The organism is Variovorax ginsengisoli (assembly GCF_030486595.1).
Lineage (GTDB): Bacteria > Pseudomonadota > Gammaproteobacteria > Burkholderiales > Burkholderiaceae_C > Variovorax > Variovorax ginsengisoli_B.
Window position 1 is genome coordinate 74,026 of the sequence record NZ_JAUJZH010000025.1, and the last position, 17,216, is coordinate 91,241.

Below are 17,216 nucleotides of genomic sequence, written 5' to 3' on the forward strand. Positions count from 1 at the left end.
CGCCGCCGCTCGCTCAGGCGGCGATCAGCGCCTCGACGCGGCGCAAGCCCTCGATGGTCTTGACGCAGGCCTCGGCCGCCTCGGTGCCCTTGATCGCGAAATGCCGGTGGAAGTACTTGCGGTGCTCCACATGCTCGTGGAAGTGGTGCGGCGTCAGCACCGCCGACAGCACCGGCACGCCGGTCTCGAGCTGCACCCTCATCAGCGAATCGACGACCGTGGCGGCCACGAAGTCGTGGCGGTAGATGCCGCCGTCCACCACCAGCGCGCAGCCGACGATCGCTGCATAGCGGCCCGAGCCGGCCAGGCGCTTGGCATGCAGCGGGATCTCGAAGGCGCCGGGCACGTCGAAGACGTCGATGGTGTCGACCGGCACGCCGAGGCGCTTCATCTCGGCCAGGAAGGCGTCGCGCGCCTGGTGGACGATGTCCGAATGCCACTGCGCCTGCACGAAGGCGATGCGCTGGCCGCGCGGTGCATCGGCGGCCGGAATGGCGGAGAGGGGAAGGTCGTTGATCTGACTCATGGTTTGCCTTTGCAAGGATTGCCTGAATCAGGGCGCACGAACCCGCGGCAGGGGCCGGTACGAACGTGCCGGCCCCGCCATGGGGTCGCGCTCTCTTTCATCCGGACTGTGACCGTCGGCCCCGGGATCGCACCGGGTCTGCTGACCCTGCGGCGAGTTGCGTCGCCGCAGGCGCTCGCGGGCTCGTGCAGCCCGGGCTGCCATCACCGCCGGTGGGGAGTTTCACCCCGCCCTGAGAACGCTTGCCTCGACGGTTGTCGAAGCAGCCCGGATTCTAGGCAAGTCGGCCGCGACGCGCTGTCGCCCACGAGCCAAGCCCCATCGCGGGGCAGGGCCGCGCCACGGCGCATCAGCGGGCGGCCAGGAATTGCGCCATGCGCTGCAGTTCGTCGTCGAGCGCGGCACGGAACGCGGCGCCCTGCGGCTGGCCTGCGGCGTAGCCGAAGTCGGGTTGCAGCCGGCCGTCGCGGGCCGGGACGTTGGCCCAGCCGATCACCTGGTCCCGCCACAGCATCGGCAGGGCGTAGTAGCCGAACTGCCGTTTCGCAGCCGGCGTGTAGGCCTCGAACTTGTACGGCCAGCCCCACAGCAGCGTGAAGCGGCGGCGGTCCCAGACCACCGGGTCGAAGGGCGCGAGCAGGCGCAGTTCATCGTCCGGCGTGTGGCGCTGCGAGCGCGGGTTCTCGTCGGCCGGCCAGTACCAGGTCGTGCCGTCGATGCGGCAGCTGGCGAGCTGCTTGCGCGCCAGCGCCAGCGCGGCTTGCGTCTGTGCCGACAGGTGCGGGGCGCCGTAGCCGAGCAGCCGCACCAGGTAGGTGAGGCTCGCGGCCGGCAGCGGCGCGTACTTGCGCACGATCAGGTCGACCAGCGCGCCGGCGCGCCGGGCGCGGCCGGCCGGGCTGTCGTCGGCGGGCGGGTGGGTCACCGCCTCGTAGATGCGGGTGCCGCCGTCGCGCCGCTGGACCCGCAGCAGGCCGCGGTAGTGCATGTCGTCGAGCAGGTGCGTGCTGGCATTGCTGGAGCCGCCCCAGTAGTTCTTCATGCGGCCGTGCGCGAATTGCAGCTCGACCGCGCGCGGATGCACCGGCCCGCGCTCGCGCACGAAGGCCAGCACCTCGGCGGCCTTGCGCCGGGTCTCGGCGTCCCAAGGGCGGGCGGCCTCGCGCGGGTGCATCAGCGCCAGGTGCTCGCGCGGCAGGAAGCCGTAGTTCACCAGGCAATCCTCCTCGACCGCGAGCCGCGCGTAGCGGCCTTCGAGGTCGCCGGCGCGATAGTCCTTGACGCGATGGCGCAGGGTCAGGTCCTGGGCCCGCGCAGGGGCGCGGATCGGGTCGGCTTGCACGAAGCCCAGGCGCCGGATCGCGGCCGGCAGCGTGGTGGGCGTGAAGAGGGTGCGCGCCACCGCGTAGCGGCGCAGGTGGTCGAGCGTGGGGTCGGTGGGCATGCGGTGGTGGGTCAGCCGAGCAGCGGCATGCCCGTGAGCCATCCGTGGACCTTGAACAGGAAGGCGGCATACACGCCCAAGCCCCCGACCACGGCGACGATGTCGTTCACGGCGCTCGGCGGCGCACCGGGTACGCTGCGCGGCACCGCGCGGCGCTTGACGGAAATGCGGTCGGCCACCGCCCAGGCGAGAAAGGCGCCGAACAGGAGCAGGTCAGCCAGGGTGCCGTTGGCCAGCAGGTGGGCGGTGGCCCAGAGCTTCACCGCCAGCAGCATGGGATGCCGGGCCGCGCGTTGAATGCGCCCGGGCAGGTAGGCGGCGAAGAGCAGTGGAAACACCGGCAGCATCAGCAGCAGCGCGAGATGCCGCAGCCCGGTCGGCGGCGTGTAGAGCACCACGGGGGTCAGGCGTGCCTGACCGTAACCATGAATGAGCAACAGCAATCCGGCCAGCGAGGCCAGGGCGTACATGCCTTTCCAGGCCCGCTCGCCGCGTCGCGCCACCTGCGCATCGCGCCAGGCGGGCGCGACGATCGACACGGAATGGATGCCGAGGAACAGGACGAGGCCGATGACGAGAAGGGACATGACGAACGCTCCGGATGGTGTTCAACGGTCGTTGGGAGGCGAATCAGCTTACAGCCAGGAGGGCTTGGCGATGAAGGCCTGCCTTGCCTGTCGATCGAATCCCGCGGATTCATAGAACTGGAATGTGGCTTCGTCCTTCCTGCCGGTCATCAGCATGACCTTGTAGCAGCCTCGGGACCAGGCGGCGGACAGTGCCTCTGCCAGGACGGCCCTGCCGAACCCGCAAGCGCGGTGCTCCGCCAGGGTGACGACATTCTCGATGACGCCGTAGGGCCTGCCGCCGCGTGTGAGGTTAGGGATCACGGCCAGCGTGCAGCTGGAAACCAGTCGAGATTCGACGAACGCCCCGAAGTAGCGAATGCCCCAGTTCGCCTGGATTTCATGCCAGACCGCTTCGATCCGCGTGGGTTCCGGGAGGGGCTCGTCGGCGTCGTGGAGATGCTTGTAGAGATGAAGCAGTGCGGAAAGGTCGGAGTGGGCGAGCTCACGTATTTGCATGGGCGGATCGAGCGGAGAGCGGCTTCTACTTTGTTCCCCGCATCCTATCGATGCGACCACGCGATGACATGGGAAAGGTCCGAAAGCCGGCCAGTGATTTCAGATGGTTCCAAGTCTTCGCCTTGGACGCCACGGCTACCATTGCGCGCATGCAGGCGCGTCCCGGTCGTCGCTCTAAATCTCCCCATGTACGTTCCCAGACACCATGAACTGCCCGGCAGCGATGCCGCCCTCGCATTGATCGAGGCCCATCCGCTCGGCGCCTGGGTCGTGCCAGGTGCCGACGGGCTCGTTGCCAACCATCTGCCGTTTCTCCTGGATCGGTCGCGCGGCAAATTCGGAACCCTCCTTGGCCACGTTTCACGAGCCAATCCGGTCTGGCGCCAACTTGATGCATCGAGGCAATCGATCGTCATGTTCCAGGGTCCCGACGCCTACATCACGCCGGCTTGGTACCCGGGCAAGCGCGAGCACGGAAAGGTCGTCCCGACCTGGAATTATGAGGTCGCGCACGCGCATGGCGTCGCACGGGCGATCCACGACGAGGGTTGGTTGCGCGACCTGCTGGCGCGGCTCACCTCCGACAACGAGGCAGAACGACCCATGCCGTGGTCGATGGCGGACGCGCCGAGCGATTTCATCGACAGGCTGCTGCGCGCCGTCGTCGGCATCGAGATTCCGATCGACGACCTCGTCGGCAAGCGCAAGGCAAGTCAGGACGAGGAACTGCAGGACCGGTGGGGCACCGTGGAGGGCCTGATGGCCGAAGGCAGCGACAACGCACTGGCGATGGCGTCGCTGGTGCGAAACGCCATCGGCCGGTCCGAAGGCGTCTGACCATGGCCGCGCGACCGCCGCTGCCGACGCACCGCGCCTTGAGATTGCTGCTGATCGCTGCGTACGGCGCCATGGGCCTGGACGGCCTGGCGCTGTGTTCGGAGCACTCGGTCGCGGCCAACGCCACCATTGGAGCCGAGGCCGCGAGCGGCGTGGCGCTGAGGAATGCAGATGCCGCTGATCGATGACTTCCTGCCCGCTTTCCAGTTCCGCGAGCGGCACGCATTGATCACTCGCGCGACGCCCAAGGCGCTGCTGAACGCCGTGCTTCTTCCGGGCGTGGCCGAAGACCCTTTGGCGCGGTTCTTCATCCGCCTGCGCGAGGCACCGGACCAGCTGCTCGGCGCCCGAAGCGGGCTGGCCGGGCGCCCCGCCTTCGGCATCGAGGACTTCATGATCCTGGGCCGCGACGCCGACCGCGAACTCGTCTTCGGGCTGGTGGGACGCTTCTGGCAGCGCGACTACGGCCTCGTCACGCTGGCCCACCCGAGGCAGCAGTTCGCCGGCTTTTCCGAACCCGGGCTGGCCAAGCTGGTGCTGAATTTCAGCACCGAGGCGCTGCCCGGCGGACGCACGCGACTGATGACCGAAACCCGCGTGCATTGCGTCGACGCCAGTGCACGACGTCGCTTCACGCCGTACTGGTGGCTGATCCGTCCGGTCAGCGGATTGATCCGGCGCCGTCTGCTGGTGCGGATCGATGATGCCGCCCTGCGGGCGCATCATCGATGAAGGCGTTCACACCGCGCTGCGATGCCGCTCGATGCAGGTGACCAGCGTCTCTTCGCCCGAGCGCTGCCACCAGTCCAGCGCCGAGAAGATCTCGACCTCGCTGAAACCCTCGAAGCCCGCGGCCTCGACCCAGCCGCGGATCTTGCGCAGCTCGACCACGCCGTCGCCCATCATCCCGCGGTCCGACAGCAGGTCGCGCGTCGGCGTGAGCCAGTCGCAGACATGGTAGGCCAGCAGGCGTTCGCGGCCTGCCCGAGCGATCTGCTGCTGCAGCTTCGGATCCCACCACACGTGATAGATGTCCAGCGCCACGCCCAGCATGCCCGAGCGTGCGGCGTCGAGTTCGTCGCACAGGTCGAGCGCCTGCTCCAGCGTGTTGATGCAGGCCCGGTCGGCCGCCTGCATCGGGTGCAACGGTTCGATCGCCAGCGGCATGCCGACCTGGCGCGCGTAGTCGAGCGACGCCGCGATGCCGTCGCGCACCTCGCCGCGCGCGCGGCCGATGTCCTTGTAGGCGGCCTTGCCGTCGAGCGCGCCGGGGAGGGCGCCGACCACCAGCACCAAGCAGGGGGCGTCGAGCGTCTTCGCCTCGTCGATGGCGCGGCGGTTGTCGTCGAGCGCGGCCCGCAGGCCGGCCGCATCGGGCGCTGGGAAGAAGCCGCCGCGGCAGTAGCCTGAGAGCCCGATGCCATGGGCCTTCAGCTGCTTTGCGACCTTGTCCAGCCCGACGGCGGCGACCTGGTCGCGCCAAGGGCTGATCGCACGGATGCCGTGCTCGGCGCACTGGTCGATGATCCGGTCCAGCGGCACCTCGGCGCCTCGCTGCTTGCGGATCGTCGCGGTGTTGATCGACAGCCAGTCGTGGTTCTGCGAGAAGTCGCGCATGGCCGGCCTCACCCCTCGACGCCGTGCAGCGCCAGCAAGGTCTTCATGCGCCGCACCGCCAGTTCGGGCTGCTCCAGCAGGTTGGCCGCATCGGCGAGCCGGAACAGTTCCGCGAAATGCTGCAGCGAACGCGTGCTCTGCTGGCCGCCGACCATCGTGAAGTGGCTCTGGTGGCCGTTGAGCCAGGCCATGAAGACCACGCCGGTCTTGTAGAAACGCGTCGGCGCCGCGAAGATGTGGCGCGACAGCGGCACCGTGGGCCCGAGGATGGCGTGGAACTTCTCCACGTTGCCCTGCGCCAGTTCGCCCAGCGCCGCGCTCGCGGCCGGCGCGATGGCGTCGAAGATGCCCAGCAGCGCGTCGCTCTGGCCGTGGGTCTGCTCGCTGCCGTGGCCGTCGCCCGCGATCAGCTCGGCATAGTTGAAGTCGTCGCCGGTGTACATGCGAACGCCCGGCGGCAGCTGCCGGCGCATCGCGATCTCCTTGTCCTTGTCGAGCAGCGAGATCTTGATGCCGTCGACCTTGTCCGGATGGGCTGCGATGATGCCTAGCGCGGTGGCCATCGCGGCATCGATGTCCTTCGTTCCCCAGTAGCCCGCCAGCGCCGGGTCGAACATGTCGCCCAGCCAGTGCAGCACCACCGGCTGCTTGGCCTGGCGCAGGATGCGGTCGTACACCCGCTCGTAGTCGGCCGGGCTCTTCGCGACCCGCGCCAGCGCGCGGCTGGCCATTACGATCAGCTTGCCGCCCAGCGCCTCGATCGCCGCCATCTGCTCTTCGTAGCCGCGGATCACGTCATCGACGCTGCGGACCTCGTCGATGTTCAGGTGGTCGGTGCCGCAGCCCGAGGCCACCAGCGCGCCCGGCACGTCCTTCGCTGCATCGAGCGAGCGGCGGATCAGCTCCAGCGAGGTCGGCCAGTCCAGGCCCATGCCGCGCTGCGCGGTGTCCATGGCCTCGGCCACGCCCAGGCCCAGCGACCACAGGTGGCGGCGATAGCCGATGGTGGCGTCCCAGTCGACCGCGCTTTGCAGCCAGGGGTCGATGGCGGCCAGCGGGTCGGCCACCACGTGCGCCGCCGAATAGGCGATGCGGTTGAACTTGACGCCCGCGGGCGGCCGCACCGGCGCGCTGCCGCGCAGCGCGTACGGCGCCAGCGCGCCGCCGGCCACGGGGAGGGTGAGCGAGAGGGTCATGGCGATGTCCTCGTCAGATCTTCAGCGCCGGCACGTCGACCCAGCGCCGGTCCTTCCAGCTTTCGAGCGCGGTCTCGACCAGCTGAACGCCCTTGGCGCCTTCGGGCAGCGTCCACTTGTAGGGGGCGTTCTCGACCACGTGGCGGATGAAATGTTCCCACTGGATCTTGAAGCCGTTGTCGTAGACCTGCGAGTCCGGGATCTCCTGCCACTGGTCGAAGAAGTTCATGGTCTGCTTCTCGTCCGGGTTCCACACCGGCCGCGGCGTGGCCACGCGCGACTGCGCCCGGCAGGACGACAGGCCGGCGACCGCCGAGCCGTCGGTGCCGTCGACATGGAAGGTCACGAGGTCGTCGCGCCGGACGCGCGTGACCCAGCTCATGTTGATCTGGGCGATCACCGGCTCGCCGTTGTGGCCCTTGAGCTCGCAGGTGGCGTAGGCGGCATCGTCGGCGGTCGCCTCGTAGGGTTTGCCGTCCTCGTCCCAGCGCTTCGGGATGTGGGTGGCGCCGATGCACGACACCGACTGCACTTCGCCGAACAGGTTGTCCAGCACGTAGCGCCAGTGGCACATCATGTCGAGGATCATGCCGCCGCCGTCTTCCTTGCGGTAGTTCCACGACGGCCGCTGGATCGGCTGCAGGTCGCCTTCGAACACCCAGTAGCCGAACTCCAGCCGCACCGACAGCATGCGGCCGAAGAAGCCGGCGCGCCGCAGCATGTCGAGCTTGCGCAGGCCGGGCAGGAACAGCTTGTCCTGCACCGCGCCGTGCTTCAGGCCCGAGCCTTCGGCCAGGCGGGCGATCTCGACCGCCTCGTTGAGGTTGGTCGCGATCGGCTTCTCGCAGTACACGTGCTTGCCGGCGCGGATCGCCTTGGCCAGCAGGGTCGGGCGCATCTGCGTGGTGCCGGCGTCGAAGAAGATGGTGTCGTCCTTGTTCTCGAGCGCGGCGTCGAGGTCGCATCCCCAGCGCGCGATGCCGTGGGCCTTGGCCAGGGCCTCGATCTTCTCGGCGTTGCGGCCGATCAGGATCGGGTCGGGCATGACCTTGTCGCCGTTCGAGAGCGTCACGCCGCCCTGGGCGCGGATCGCGACGATGGAGCGAATCAGGTGCTGGTTCATGCCCATGCGTCCGGTGACGCCGTGCATGATGATTCCGAGTCGTTGTTGTGCCATGGGGTTCTCCGCTGTAGGTTGGCTTAGGGGGCTGGCGACAGGCCGGCGGCCTTCACCAGGGTGGCGTTGCTGGCGATCTCGTCCTTGATGTAGGCGTCGAACTGCTCGGGCTTGAGGGTCCAGGCGTCGGCGCCCAGCTTCAGGAAGCGCTCCTTGACCTCGGGGCTGGCGAGGGCCTTCGCGACCTCGTCGTGCAGCCTGTTGACAACCTCGCGCGGCGTCTTGGCGGGCGCCATCATGCCGATCCAGAAGTTGAACTCGGAGCCCGGCACGCCGGCTTCGGCGGTGGTCGGCACATCGGGCAGGGCGGCCGCGCGCTTCGGCGAGCCGACCGCCAGGGCCAGCAGGTGGCCTTCGCGGATCTGGCCGATGACCGGCGCGATCGGCGAGAAGTAGTAGTCGACCCGTCCCGACAGCACCTCGGTCACGGCGTCGGCCGAGCCCTTGAACGGGATGTTGGTGGCGTCTATCTTCGCCGCCAGCTTGAACTTCTCGGCGTTCAGGTGGGTCGCGCTGCCCTGGCCGGCCGAAGCGAAGTTGATCGTGCCCGGCTTGGCCTTGGCGGCGGCGACCAGTTCCTTCAGTGTCTTGATGTTCTTCGACGGCGAGATCACCAGCGCGTTCGGCAGGGTCGAGATCGGCGTCACGCCGGCGAAGTCGGCGACCGTGTCGAAGGGCAGCTTGGCGAAGGTCGAGGGACTCACCGTGTGCGACGACGAGTGGATCATGATCGTGTAGCCGTCCGGCGCGGCCGTGGCCACGGCCTGCTGGCCGATGGTGCCGCTGGCGCCGCCGCGGTTGTCGATCACCAGCATCTGGCCCATGCTGGCGCTCATCTTGTCGGTGATGGCGCGGGCGATGATGTCGGTGGTGCTGCCGGCCGCGAACGGCACGATCACGCGGATCGGCTTGGTCGGGTAGGCCGTTTCGGCTGCCGTGGCCGCGAAGGCGGTGCTGAGGGCGAGGCAGGCTGCGAGGCCGGCGCGTCGGGTGAAGGGCATGGAGTCTCCTTGTGGTGGGGGTGAAGCGAGCGGCTACACGAGGGCAGGCGCTTGCGAGAGGGGTTGCAGGCTGTTGAAGTCGGGGTCGGCGCCATGCGCGAAACCGGGTTGTGCCAGCGACCCGATCGCAATCCGGCCGCCGCGGATCGCGAGCCGCGGCGGTCCGCCGGCGCTCTCGTAGAGGTCGCCATGGGCCGCGGCGAAGGCCTGCTGCTCGGCGGCCGGGGCGCCACCGAAGCCGTCGACGTAGTGATGGCCGTTGCGCTCGCAGTGAACCAGGCCCAGCAGCGATGCCAGCGCGAGGTCCTGCTGAACGGCCAGGCCGGCCTGGCAAGTCAGGTCTTCGGCCGACATGAAGCAGCGGTCGCCGGTGTTGCGCGTCGTCAAGTTCCACTGATCGCAGCGGGCGCGATTCAGCACCGCCTTGTAGAGGCCCTTGCAGCCCTTGCTCGAGACGCCGCGCCAGCCATGCGCGCGGCCGACCGGAAAAGCGTCGAGCGTGCCGTCGGCCTCGTCGAGCAGCAGCGGGGCCGGGGCGCCCAGCCCCGCCAGCGCGCCTGTCATGCTGGCTTCGCGCGGCAGCGGCTGTTCGATGTAGAGCAGCGCGTCGGGCCGCGCGGCCAGCCGGGGCAGCGTGCGCAACCCGGCGCACAGCGCCTGCAGCGCCGCCATGTCGGCGTACTGCTCGTTGCCGTCGAGGCTGAAGCGATGGCCGGGCGCGGCGGCGTCGAGTGCCTCCAGCACCGCATCGAGCCGCGCAAGGTCGGCGGCAGGGTCGCCGCCGAGCTTGATCTTGAAATAGCGATGGCCGTAGCGGCGCACCACCGCGGAAAGGCTGACCGGCAGCCCGGCCACATCCACGGTGTCGCCTTCGAGCGCATCGAGCATGCCGATCGTGTGGCGGGCTTCGAGATGGGCGGCTGGCGCCAGCCGCGCCAGCCATCCGTTCCAGTTCCAGCCGCGCAGGTCGTCGGCCAGCGGCGTGTCGCCGATGCCGACCAGGTTGCGCTGGAAGGCGACATGCACCGGCACCTGCATCGCGCGGCACAGCGCGTCGAGCACCGCGCGATCGAGCACCGCCTGGCCGAAGCCGGTGGCCAGCGCCGTGAGCCCCGCGGCTTCGCCCTGCATGGTCAGCGCCTCGTAGTGCCGGGCGAACAGATCGAAGGCCGTCGCCGGCGCGCCGCGGGTGTAGGCCGCCGCGGCGGCTTCCAGCGCCAGTTGAAGGTGGCGGACGTTGTCGGCCTGGCTCAGCCCTGCCCGCTTGTCGAACCAGCGCGGCACCATCAGCTCGGCGGCCCAGCCCTGGGCCGTGCCTTGCGCGCCGCAATCCACGGTGGCGCGCACGAACACCTGCGGGCAGCGGGTGAGCGTGACGGCGCCGAACTTGAACGGCAGGCGCAAGCTCATCGCGCGGACGCCGAAATCGACGGCGAGGATGCGCACGGCCGGCGCGCTGGGCGAGGCGGAAGCGGTCACGGCGAGCCGTCAGTGGGCGTCGAGCTGGCCCTGCGCGAAGAAATGCGCGCGCAGGGTCCGGGCGTAGGCAGCGAAGCGTTCGGTGCCCATGACGTCGAGCGGCCGGGGCCGCGGCAGGTCGATGTCGTAGATGGCGGCGATCGAGCCCGGGCGCTCGCTCATGACGATCACCCGGTCCGACAGGAAGATCGCCTCGGGGATGCTGTGCGTGATCAGCAGCACTGTCTTCTTCGAGGCCGACCAGATGCGCTGCAGCTCGAGGTTCATCTTCTCGCGCGTCATGGCGTCGAGCGCGCCGAAGGGCTCGTCCATCAGCAGCACCGAGGGATCGTGCAGCAGGGCGCGGCAGATCGAGGCCCGCTGCTGCATGCCGCCCGAGAGTTGCCACGGGTATTTGTTCTCGAAGCCGGCGAGGCCCGCCATCTGCATCAGCGCGCGGGCCCGCTCGCGCGCCGCGGCCTTGGGCAGGCGGCGGATCTCGGCCTGCAGCAGGATGTTGTCCTCGATGCTGCGCCAGGCCAGCAGCACCGCGCTCTGGAACACGATGCCGACGTCCTTCTGCGGCCCGGTGATGGGCTTGCCGGCGAGGGTCAGGGTGCCGGCGCTGATCGGCAGCAGCCCGGCCACCATCTTCAGCAGCGTGCTCTTGCCGCAGCCCGAGGGACCGACCACCGAGACGAACTCGCCCTCGCGGATCGAGAAGTCGAGCGGCTTGAGCGACTCGACCGGGCCGTCCTTGCTCTGGTAGGTCTTGGCGACGCCGCGCGCTTCGATGAGTGTGTCCAGGGCCATGGAAAGCAGGTCAGTTGGTCGGCAGGAAGTCGAGCGTGACGTAGTCTTCGGGCTTGCCGCGGGTGGCCGCGTCCATGCCGCCGTATTGCACCAGCAGGTCGAGCGAGTCGTTGACGTTCTTCATCGCCACCCGGAACGGCCGCTGGTTGGCGGTGTCCTTGGTGTGATAGAGGGCCGCGCTCTGCTTCATGCCGACGATCAGGGTGTCGCGCACGCCGGCCTTGGGGTTGGCCTTGAGCATCGCATCGACCGCCGCGGCCGGGTCTTTCTCGGCCGCTTCGGCGGCGCGCGTGGAGGCCCGCATGAAGCGCTTCACGAGGTCGGGGTTCTCGGTCAGCAGGTTCTTGTTGGCGATGATGCCGGAGCTGATCTGGTTGACGCCCGAATCGGCGAAGCGGATCGGCGTCACCGGCTTGCCGGTGGCGTCCTGCAGCTTGATCGCCTGGTCCATCACGTAGCCCAGCAGCAGATCGGCCTGGCCGGTGGTCACGGCATTGAGCTTGGTCTGGGCGTCGCCCGAGACGATCTTGACCTGGTCGGGCTGGATGTTGTTGACCTTGAGGAACAGCGGCCACATCTGCGACATCGAGTCGCCCGGCGTGACCGCCACGGTCTTGCCGATGATGTCCTTCGGCGCCTTGATGCCCTTCTCGCTGAAGCCCATCACCGACATCGGGCTGACCTGGAACAGCACGCCGGTCGACTTCAGCGGCGCGCCCTTGGCGGCGGCCTTGATCATGGTCGTGACGTCGATGTAGCCGAAGGTCGCCGAGCGGGCGGCGACTGCCTGGGCGGTGACGGCCGAGCCGCGGCCCTCCTGGATCTCCAGGTCGATGCCTTCGTCGGCGTAGTAGCCGCGCTCCTTGCCGAGGAAGAAGGGCGCGTGCTCGCTGTAGAGGTACCAGTTGAGCATCAGCGTGACCTTGTCCTGCGGCTTGTTCTGCGCCTGCGCGGGCGTCACGGCGAGCACCAGGGCGGCTGCGGCGCCGGCGATCAGCGAAGTCATCATCTTCATGCTTGTCTCCTTTGGGATGTTGTTGCGACGGAACTCACTGGACGTGGCGCTGCGAGGCGTGCCACGGAATCATCAGCCGCTCGACCCCGTCGACGGCGACGAACAGGATCACGCCGATGCTCGACAGCACCACCAGCGCGGCGAACATCAGCGGCAGGTCGAAGTTGCCGTTGGCGACCTGCAGCACGTAACCGATGCCCGAGTTGGAGCCGACGAACTCGCCGACCACGGCACCCACCACCGCCAGCGTGACCGAGACCTTGAGCCCGCTGAAGATCGCGGGCAGGGCCTGCGGCAGGCTGATCTTGAAGAAGGTCTGGAGCCGGCTCGCGCCCATCGAGCGGGCCAGGTCCAGCATGTCGGGCTCGACCGACTTGAAGCCCATCACGGTCGACACCACCACCGGGAAGAAGCCCAGCAGGAAGGCCGAGATCACCTTCGGGAAGATGCCGAAGCCGAACCACACCACGAACAGCGGCGCGATCGCCACCTTAGGAATGCTCTGCGAGAACACCAGCAGCGGATAGACATACGACTCCACCAGGCGCGAATAGGCGATCACCATCGCGATCGGGATGCCGATGACGATCGTGAGCGCGAAGCCACCCAGGGTGGCGAGCGTGGTCTTCCAGCTCTCGGCCAGCAGGCGCGGCCATTCGGCGCCGAGCATCTTGACCACCTCCAGCGGCGGCGGGACCAGGTAGGCCGGGATGCCGAAGACGCGGATCGCGAGATCCCACAGCACCAGCAGCATCAGGATGAGCAGGAAGGGCCGGAGCGCGGGCGCGAGCAGGAGATTGCGGAGCATCGACGAAGGTGGTGGGTTGACCTGGAATCGAACGGCGGCGCCGCGCAACTCAATTCACCAAAAAGTGAATTAGCAATTCTAGGAACGCCCTCGTCGGCCCGTCAACCGGCGAGCCACTAGGAGATACCCGTATCAGTGCAGCACGTAGCCGAGCACCAGGTCGGTCATGTGCGACAGGCGCTGCGCCATCGCCTTAGGCGCCCGCAGGTCGCGTCCGAACACCGCCGACAGCGTGTCGTTGTTCGACAGGTAGAAGTAGCACAGCGACGCGATCGAGATGTAGAGCTGCACCGGGTCGACGCCGGCCCGGAACAGGTTGTCGCGCCGGCCGCGCTCGAGTACGCCGTCGAGCAGGGCGACCAGCGGGGAGTTCATTTCCTGGATCCGTTCGGAGCGCTTGAGATGCGCGGCCCGGTGAAGGTTCTCGCTGTTGAGCAGCGTGATGAACTCGGGATGCTCGAGGTAGTAGTGCCAGGTGAACGAGACCAGCCGCCGGATCGCCTCGACCGGCTCGACCTCGTCGAGGTGCAGCCGCTGCTCGGCCTCGCGGATGTCGGCGTAGGTGCCTTCGAGCACCGCCAGGAAGAGGTCGTCCTTGCTGCCGAAGTAGTAGTAGATCAGGCGCTTGTTGAGGCCGGCGCGCTCGGCGATGCTGTCCATGCGGGCGCCGGCCAGTCCGCGCTGCGAGAACTCGTCGCGGGCGGCCTCGAGGATCGCGAGCTGCGAGCGGTCGGCATCGCGCGAGCGCGGTTCGGCCGCGGCCGGGGTGGAAGCTTTCATGCAGCGAATTTAACCAATTGGGGAATTAAGGCAAGCGGGCAGGGGGCGAACGGATAATCCGGCATCCCCGTTGCATCCAGATCAGACAGAAAGAGGCGCCCTTCCATGAGTCCATCCCAACCTGCCGGCCACCTGATTGTCGAGTGCCTGGTCGAGCAAGGCGTCGAACTGGCCTTCGGCGTTCCCGGCGAGAGCTTCCTGGCGGTGCTCGACGGCTTCCATGCCTATGGCGATCGCATTCGCTTCATCGTCAACCGCCAGGAGGGCGGCGCGGCCTTCATGGCCGAGGCGCACGGCAAGCTGACCAACCGGCCCGGCGTGTGCTTCGTGACGCGCGGACCGGGCGCCACCAATGCCTCGATCGGCGTCCACAACGCCTTCCAGGATTCGACCCCGATGGTGCTTTTCGTCGGCGACGTCGGCAGCGACTTCCGCGATCGCGAGGCCTTCCAGGAGGTCGACTACGCGAGCTTCTTCGGCCCCAGCACCAAGGGCTTCGCCAAGCGCGTGGAGCGCATCGACGACGCCGACCGCATTCCCGAGTACGTGGCGCGGGCCTTCGCCACGGCCATGAACGGCCGCCCCGGCCCGGTGGTGCTGGTGCTGCCCGAGGACATGCTGCGCAGCATGACGGCCGCGCGGCCGCTCAGGCGGGTCGAGCCGGTGGCCGCCTGGAGCGACCCCGGCGCGCTGCGCACCCTGCGCGAGCTGCTGCTGAAGGCCGAGCGTCCGCTGGTCATCGCCGGCGGCGGCGGCTGGACGCCGCAGGCGGCGCAGGCGCTGCAGCGCTTCGCCGAGAACTGGAAGCTGCCGGTGGCGAACGCCTTCCGCTTCCAGGACACCTTCGACAACCACCACCCGCAGTACGCGGGCGACGTCGGCATCGCGATCAATCCGAAGCTGGCGGAGCGCGTGCGCCAGAGCGATCTGATCCTCGCGATCGGTCCGCGCCTGGGCGAGATGACCACCGGCGGCTACACGCTGCTCGAAGCGCCGAAGGCGAAACAGACGCTGGTGCACATCCATGCCAGCGCGGAGGAGCTCAACCGCGTCTACCAGGCCGACCTGGCGATCAATGCCGGCATGGCCTCGGCCGCGCGCAGCCTCGAGGTGCTGAGCGCGCCGCCCGAGCTGCCCTGGGAGGCCTGGACCGCGGCTGCCCAGGCCGACTACCTCGCCAACCTCGAACCGCAGCCGCTGGCCGGCCTGCCGGCCGACGCGCCGCGCGGCGAGGTCGACATGGTGGCGGTGGTGAAGCTGCTGCAGAAGCACCTGCCGGAAGATGCCACGATCACCAACGGCGCGGGCAACTTCGCCAGCTGGGTGCATCGCTACTTCCGCTACCACGGCCTGGCCAAGGGCCACAAGACGCAGCTGGCGCCCACCAGCGGCGCGATGGGCTATGGCGTGCCGGCGGGCATCGCGGCCAGCATCGCGACCGGCCGCATCGCCTTCACGATCGCGGGCGACGGCGACTTCCTGATGAACGGCCAGGAGCTGGCCACGGCCTCGCAGCACGGCGGCAAGAGCATCATCGTGCTGCTCAACAACGGCATGTTCGGCACCATCCGCATGCACCAGGAGCGCGAGTACCCGACCAAGGTCAGCGGCACCGCGCTGCGCAACCCCGACTTCTGCGCCCTGGCGCGGGCCTACGGCTATGCGGCCGAACGCGTGACCGCGACCGCGCAGTTCGAGGCGGCGCTGCTGCGCGCGCTGGCGGCCGATACCGGGACGCTGATCGAGATCCCGCTCGATCCCGAGGTCATCACCACGCGCGGCACCCTGAGCGCCATCACCCGATCGGCACAGGCGCAGGCCGCGGGCCGCTAGGGCGAACACGCCGCAGGGGCGAAAAAAAAGCCGGCGGCTGCCGGCTTTCTTGAGGCAGGCGCGCGAGGCGCCCGCGGCCTCACTTGACGTGCTTGCCGATCAGCGAAGCCAGTTCGAACATCGACACTTGCGGCTTGCCGAAGATTTCCTTCAGCTTGGCGTCGGCGTTGATGTTGCGCTTGTTGGCCTTGTCCTGAAGGTTGTTCTTCTTGATGTAGTCCCACAGCTTGCTCACCACGGCGGTGCGCGGCAGAGGCGTCGAGCCGACCACGGCGGCGAGGGCCGCGCTGGGGGTCAGTGCCTTCATGAACGCAGCGTTCGGGGTGCGCTTCTTGGCGGGAGCCGCCTTCTTCGCAGGAGCAGCCTTCTTTGCAGGAGCAGCCTTCTTGGCGGGTGCTGCCTTCTTTGCAGGAGCAGCCTTCTTCGCCGGTGCAGCCGCCTTCTTGGCCGGAGCGGCCTTCTTCGCGGGAGCTTTCTTGGCCGGAGCCTTCTTTGCAGTTGCCATGGTTGAATTCCTTTTTTGGTTGGACACTTTCACCAATGAAAAGCAGTGTCTCCATCGGCATTGCGGATGCTAAAGGAGAAGAAACGCGTTTCCAAGGGAAAAAGCGACTTTTTCATTGGGAGCTGTTGTTTTTTCAGAGGGGAGAAGCAGTGCCGTTCTCCTCGGAGCGGCCTCAGTTGCGGCGCGAGGGCCATGTCGCGAGCACGACGCCGAGCAGCGCGAGCGCGAAGGCGACCCCTTGCATGGTGCTCAGGCGCTCGCCGAGGACGAGCACGCCGACCACCGCGGCGCTCACCGGCAGCATCACCGTGAACACGCCGGCCTGCGAGGCCGGCACGCTCTTCAGGCCGGTCATCCAGAGCCACACGGTCCAGATGCTCGCCGCCAGCGCATAGACGAAGAGCAGGCTCCAGAGGCCGATCGACACAGCGCCGAAGTCGAAGCGCAGCGCGAACCAGATGCCGAAGGGCGTCGACAGCACGAAGCCCCAGAGGTTGATCAGCGAGGAGATGCGCTTGGGTCCGAGCCGTCCGGTGAGCGACTTGCCGATCACCGCATAGGCGGCTTCGCAGACCACCGCGCAGAACACCAGCAGGTTGCCCAGCCAGGGCATAGAGGCGCCGGCCGCGGGCCCGGCATGCGCGCCGGCCGGCGCCGGGGCCAGTGCGAGCAGCCCGATGCCGAGCGCGGCGCAGGCGATCGCCAGCGCGACCCGCGTCGTGATGCCCTCGCGCAGGAAGACCCGGCTGCCGATCGCCACGACCGCCGGGATCGACGCCATGATCACGCCGGCCGACACGGCACTCGTCAGGCTGACGCCGAACAGCATGCAGATCGAGAACAGGAAGTTGCCGAGAAAGGATTCGAGGAAGACCAGCCCGCGGGTGCGGCGGGTCATCGGTGCCTCTCCGGGCGGCCGCCGAAGCCAGTGCGGCATCGCCAGCGCCGCGATGCCGAAGCGCAGCCAGGCCAGCAGCAGCACCGGAAAGGCGGCGACCAACGGCTTGGAAAGGGCGACGTAGCTGCCGACCAGCGACATGCTCAGGGCGAGGCAGCCATAGGCCACCAGCCGGCCGGGTGCGTGGGATGCGGTGTTCAATCGAGGCGTCGTTCCGAGGATG

General features: G+C 68.5%; 19 protein-coding genes and 1 riboswitch. Of the genes, 4 read left to right on the plus strand and 15 right to left on the minus strand.

The genetic code is table 11. From position 1 onward, the window contains the following. Positions 1-13 precede the first annotated feature (13 nt). The 4 genes from QZH52_RS28060 to QZH52_RS28075 all read right to left on the minus strand — a co-directional run bounded on the left by QZH52_RS28060 (position 14) and on the right by QZH52_RS28075 (position 3,055). A complete protein-coding gene (locus QZH52_RS28060) occupies positions 14-526 on the minus strand; it encodes a 6,7-dimethyl-8-ribityllumazine synthase (protein ID WP_286532786.1) in 513 nt (170 codons plus the stop codon). Between the two features lie 85 nt (positions 527-611). Next, positions 612-770, minus strand: a riboswitch (FMN riboswitch). 105 nt (positions 771-875) lie between these two features. Beyond that, the gene (locus tag QZH52_RS28065; protein ID WP_301814097.1) at positions 876-1,970 is read right to left on the minus strand and encodes a DNA glycosylase AlkZ-like family protein; all 1,095 of its coding nucleotides are present in this window, start codon (positions 1,968-1,970) and stop codon (positions 876-878) included. 11 nt (positions 1,971-1,981) lie between these two features. Then, entirely contained in the window at positions 1,982-2,557 is a 576-nt protein-coding gene (locus QZH52_RS28070; protein WP_301814106.1) for an NnrU family protein, read from the minus strand. 48 nt (positions 2,558-2,605) lie between these two features. Continuing rightward, positions 2,606-3,055, minus strand: coding sequence for a GNAT family N-acetyltransferase (locus tag QZH52_RS28075; RefSeq protein ID WP_301814107.1), 450 nt, complete (start codon positions 3,053-3,055; stop codon positions 2,606-2,608). 186 nt (positions 3,056-3,241) lie between these two features. Here QZH52_RS28075 and QZH52_RS28080 point away from each other — a divergent pair, with 186 nt between their 5' ends. The 3 genes from QZH52_RS28080 to QZH52_RS28090 are packed head-to-tail and all read left to right on the plus strand — an operon-like array spanning position 3,242 to position 4,624. Beyond that, positions 3,242-3,892: an FMN-binding negative transcriptional regulator gene (locus tag QZH52_RS28080; protein WP_301814109.1), complete on the plus strand. Its 651-nt coding sequence runs from the start codon at positions 3,242-3,244 to the stop codon at positions 3,890-3,892. Between the two features lie 2 nt (positions 3,893-3,894). Continuing rightward, positions 3,895-4,080 (plus strand): hypothetical protein, encoded by a 186-nt coding sequence (locus tag QZH52_RS28085; RefSeq protein WP_301814110.1) that lies wholly within the window; start codon positions 3,895-3,897, stop codon positions 4,078-4,080. Continuing rightward, on the plus strand, positions 4,064-4,624 hold the full coding sequence (locus QZH52_RS28090) for a hypothetical protein (RefSeq protein ID WP_301814112.1): 561 nt from the start codon (positions 4,064-4,066) through the stop codon (positions 4,622-4,624). The genes QZH52_RS28085 and QZH52_RS28090 overlap by 17 nt, the downstream gene beginning before the upstream one ends. A gap of 6 nt (positions 4,625-4,630) precedes the next feature. Here QZH52_RS28090 and QZH52_RS28095 read toward each other — a convergent pair whose 3' ends face one another. From QZH52_RS28095 to QZH52_RS28135, 9 genes are all read right to left on the minus strand, one after another. Further along, on the minus strand, positions 4,631-5,509 hold the full coding sequence (locus QZH52_RS28095; RefSeq protein ID WP_301814121.1) for a sugar phosphate isomerase/epimerase family protein: 879 nt from the start codon (positions 5,507-5,509) through the stop codon (positions 4,631-4,633). A gap of 8 nt (positions 5,510-5,517) precedes the next feature. After that, positions 5,518-6,705, minus strand: coding sequence for a dihydrodipicolinate synthase family protein (locus QZH52_RS28100; protein ID WP_301814122.1), 1,188 nt, complete (start codon positions 6,703-6,705; stop codon positions 5,518-5,520). Positions 6,706-6,718: 13 nt separating this feature from the next. Continuing rightward, entirely contained in the window at positions 6,719-7,882 is a 1,164-nt protein-coding gene (locus tag QZH52_RS28105) for a Gfo/Idh/MocA family protein (RefSeq protein WP_286532803.1), read from the minus strand. Positions 7,883-7,905: 23 nt separating this feature from the next. Next, positions 7,906-8,883 (minus strand): tripartite tricarboxylate transporter substrate binding protein, encoded by a 978-nt coding sequence (locus tag QZH52_RS28110; protein ID WP_301814123.1) that lies wholly within the window; start codon positions 8,881-8,883, stop codon positions 7,906-7,908. A 33-nt stretch (positions 8,884-8,916) separates the two neighbouring features. Beyond that, positions 8,917-10,362, minus strand: a complete 1,446-nt coding sequence (locus tag QZH52_RS28115) for an enolase-like domain-containing protein (protein ID WP_301814124.1) — start codon at positions 10,360-10,362, stop codon at positions 8,917-8,919. Positions 10,363-10,371: 9 nt separating this feature from the next. Next, positions 10,372-11,154, minus strand: coding sequence for an ABC transporter ATP-binding protein (locus QZH52_RS28120; RefSeq protein ID WP_286524369.1), 783 nt, complete (start codon positions 11,152-11,154; stop codon positions 10,372-10,374). Positions 11,155-11,164: 10 nt separating this feature from the next. Further along, the gene (locus QZH52_RS28125) at positions 11,165-12,169 is read right to left on the minus strand and encodes an ABC transporter substrate-binding protein (RefSeq protein WP_301814126.1); all 1,005 of its coding nucleotides are present in this window, start codon (positions 12,167-12,169) and stop codon (positions 11,165-11,167) included. A 34-nt stretch (positions 12,170-12,203) separates the two neighbouring features. Beyond that, positions 12,204-12,977: an ABC transporter permease gene (locus QZH52_RS28130; protein WP_286507517.1), complete on the minus strand. Its 774-nt coding sequence runs from the start codon at positions 12,975-12,977 to the stop codon at positions 12,204-12,206. Between the two features lie 132 nt (positions 12,978-13,109). Then, a complete protein-coding gene (locus QZH52_RS28135; RefSeq protein ID WP_301814127.1) occupies positions 13,110-13,757 on the minus strand; it encodes a TetR/AcrR family transcriptional regulator in 648 nt (215 codons plus the stop codon). A gap of 105 nt (positions 13,758-13,862) precedes the next feature. On the opposite strand from QZH52_RS28135, the gene QZH52_RS28140 reads away from it, so the two are divergent. Further along, complete coding sequence (locus QZH52_RS28140) at positions 13,863-15,590, plus strand: thiamine pyrophosphate-binding protein (RefSeq protein ID WP_301814130.1); 1,728 nt, start codon at positions 13,863-13,865, stop codon at positions 15,588-15,590. A 79-nt stretch (positions 15,591-15,669) separates the two neighbouring features. Here the strand turns inward: QZH52_RS28140 and QZH52_RS28145 are convergent, their stop codons facing one another. Next, positions 15,670-16,095 carry an SWIB/MDM2 domain-containing protein gene (locus QZH52_RS28145; RefSeq protein WP_286524872.1) on the minus strand — a complete coding sequence of 142 codons (426 nt, stop codon included), beginning with the start codon at positions 16,093-16,095 and terminating at the stop codon, positions 15,670-15,672. Positions 16,096-16,267: 172 nt separating this feature from the next. Beyond that, positions 16,268-17,194, minus strand: coding sequence for a DMT family transporter (locus QZH52_RS28150; protein WP_286524361.1), 927 nt, complete (start codon positions 17,192-17,194; stop codon positions 16,268-16,270). Between the last annotated feature and the right edge of the window lie 22 nt (positions 17,195-17,216).

Bases quoted from the DNA above. Each gene is read 5' to 3' on its own strand.
- QZH52_RS28080 (WP_301814109.1), top strand. From the start codon at position 3,242: ATGTACGTTCCCAGACACCATGAACTGCCCGGCAGCGATGCCGCCCTC.
- QZH52_RS28090 (WP_301814112.1), top strand. From the start codon at position 4,064: ATGCCGCTGATCGATGACTTCCTGCCCGCTTTCCAGTTCCGCGAGCGG.
- QZH52_RS28095 (WP_301814121.1), bottom strand. From the start codon at position 5,509: ATGCGCGACTTCTCGCAGAACCACGACTGGCTGTCGATCAACACCGCG.
- QZH52_RS28125 (WP_301814126.1), bottom strand. From the start codon at position 12,169: ATGAAGATGATGACTTCGCTGATCGCCGGCGCCGCAGCCGCCCTGGTG.
- QZH52_RS28105 (WP_286532803.1), bottom strand. From the start codon at position 7,882: ATGGCACAACAACGACTCGGAATCATCATGCACGGCGTCACCGGACGC.
- QZH52_RS28145 (WP_286524872.1), bottom strand. From the start codon at position 16,095: ATGGCAACTGCAAAGAAGGCTCCGGCCAAGAAAGCTCCCGCGAAGAAG.
- QZH52_RS28075 (WP_301814107.1), bottom strand. From the start codon at position 3,055: ATGCAAATACGTGAGCTCGCCCACTCCGACCTTTCCGCACTGCTTCAT.
- QZH52_RS28140 (WP_301814130.1), top strand. From the start codon at position 13,863: ATGAGTCCATCCCAACCTGCCGGCCACCTGATTGTCGAGTGCCTGGTC.
- QZH52_RS28110 (WP_301814123.1), bottom strand. From the start codon at position 8,883: ATGCCCTTCACCCGACGCGCCGGCCTCGCAGCCTGCCTCGCCCTCAGC.
- QZH52_RS28085 (WP_301814110.1), top strand. From the start codon at position 3,895: ATGGCCGCGCGACCGCCGCTGCCGACGCACCGCGCCTTGAGATTGCTG.
- QZH52_RS28060 (WP_286532786.1), bottom strand. From the start codon at position 526: ATGAGTCAGATCAACGACCTTCCCCTCTCCGCCATTCCGGCCGCCGAT.
- QZH52_RS28070 (WP_301814106.1), bottom strand. From the start codon at position 2,557: ATGTCCCTTCTCGTCATCGGCCTCGTCCTGTTCCTCGGCATCCATTCC.
- QZH52_RS28120 (WP_286524369.1), bottom strand. From the start codon at position 11,154: ATGGCCCTGGACACACTCATCGAAGCGCGCGGCGTCGCCAAGACCTAC.
- QZH52_RS28135 (WP_301814127.1), bottom strand. From the start codon at position 13,757: ATGAAAGCTTCCACCCCGGCCGCGGCCGAACCGCGCTCGCGCGATGCC.
- QZH52_RS28065 (WP_301814097.1), bottom strand. From the start codon at position 1,970: ATGCCCACCGACCCCACGCTCGACCACCTGCGCCGCTACGCGGTGGCG.
- QZH52_RS28130 (WP_286507517.1), bottom strand. From the start codon at position 12,977: ATGCTCCGCAATCTCCTGCTCGCGCCCGCGCTCCGGCCCTTCCTGCTC.
- QZH52_RS28100 (WP_301814122.1), bottom strand. From the start codon at position 6,705: ATGACCCTCTCGCTCACCCTCCCCGTGGCCGGCGGCGCGCTGGCGCCG.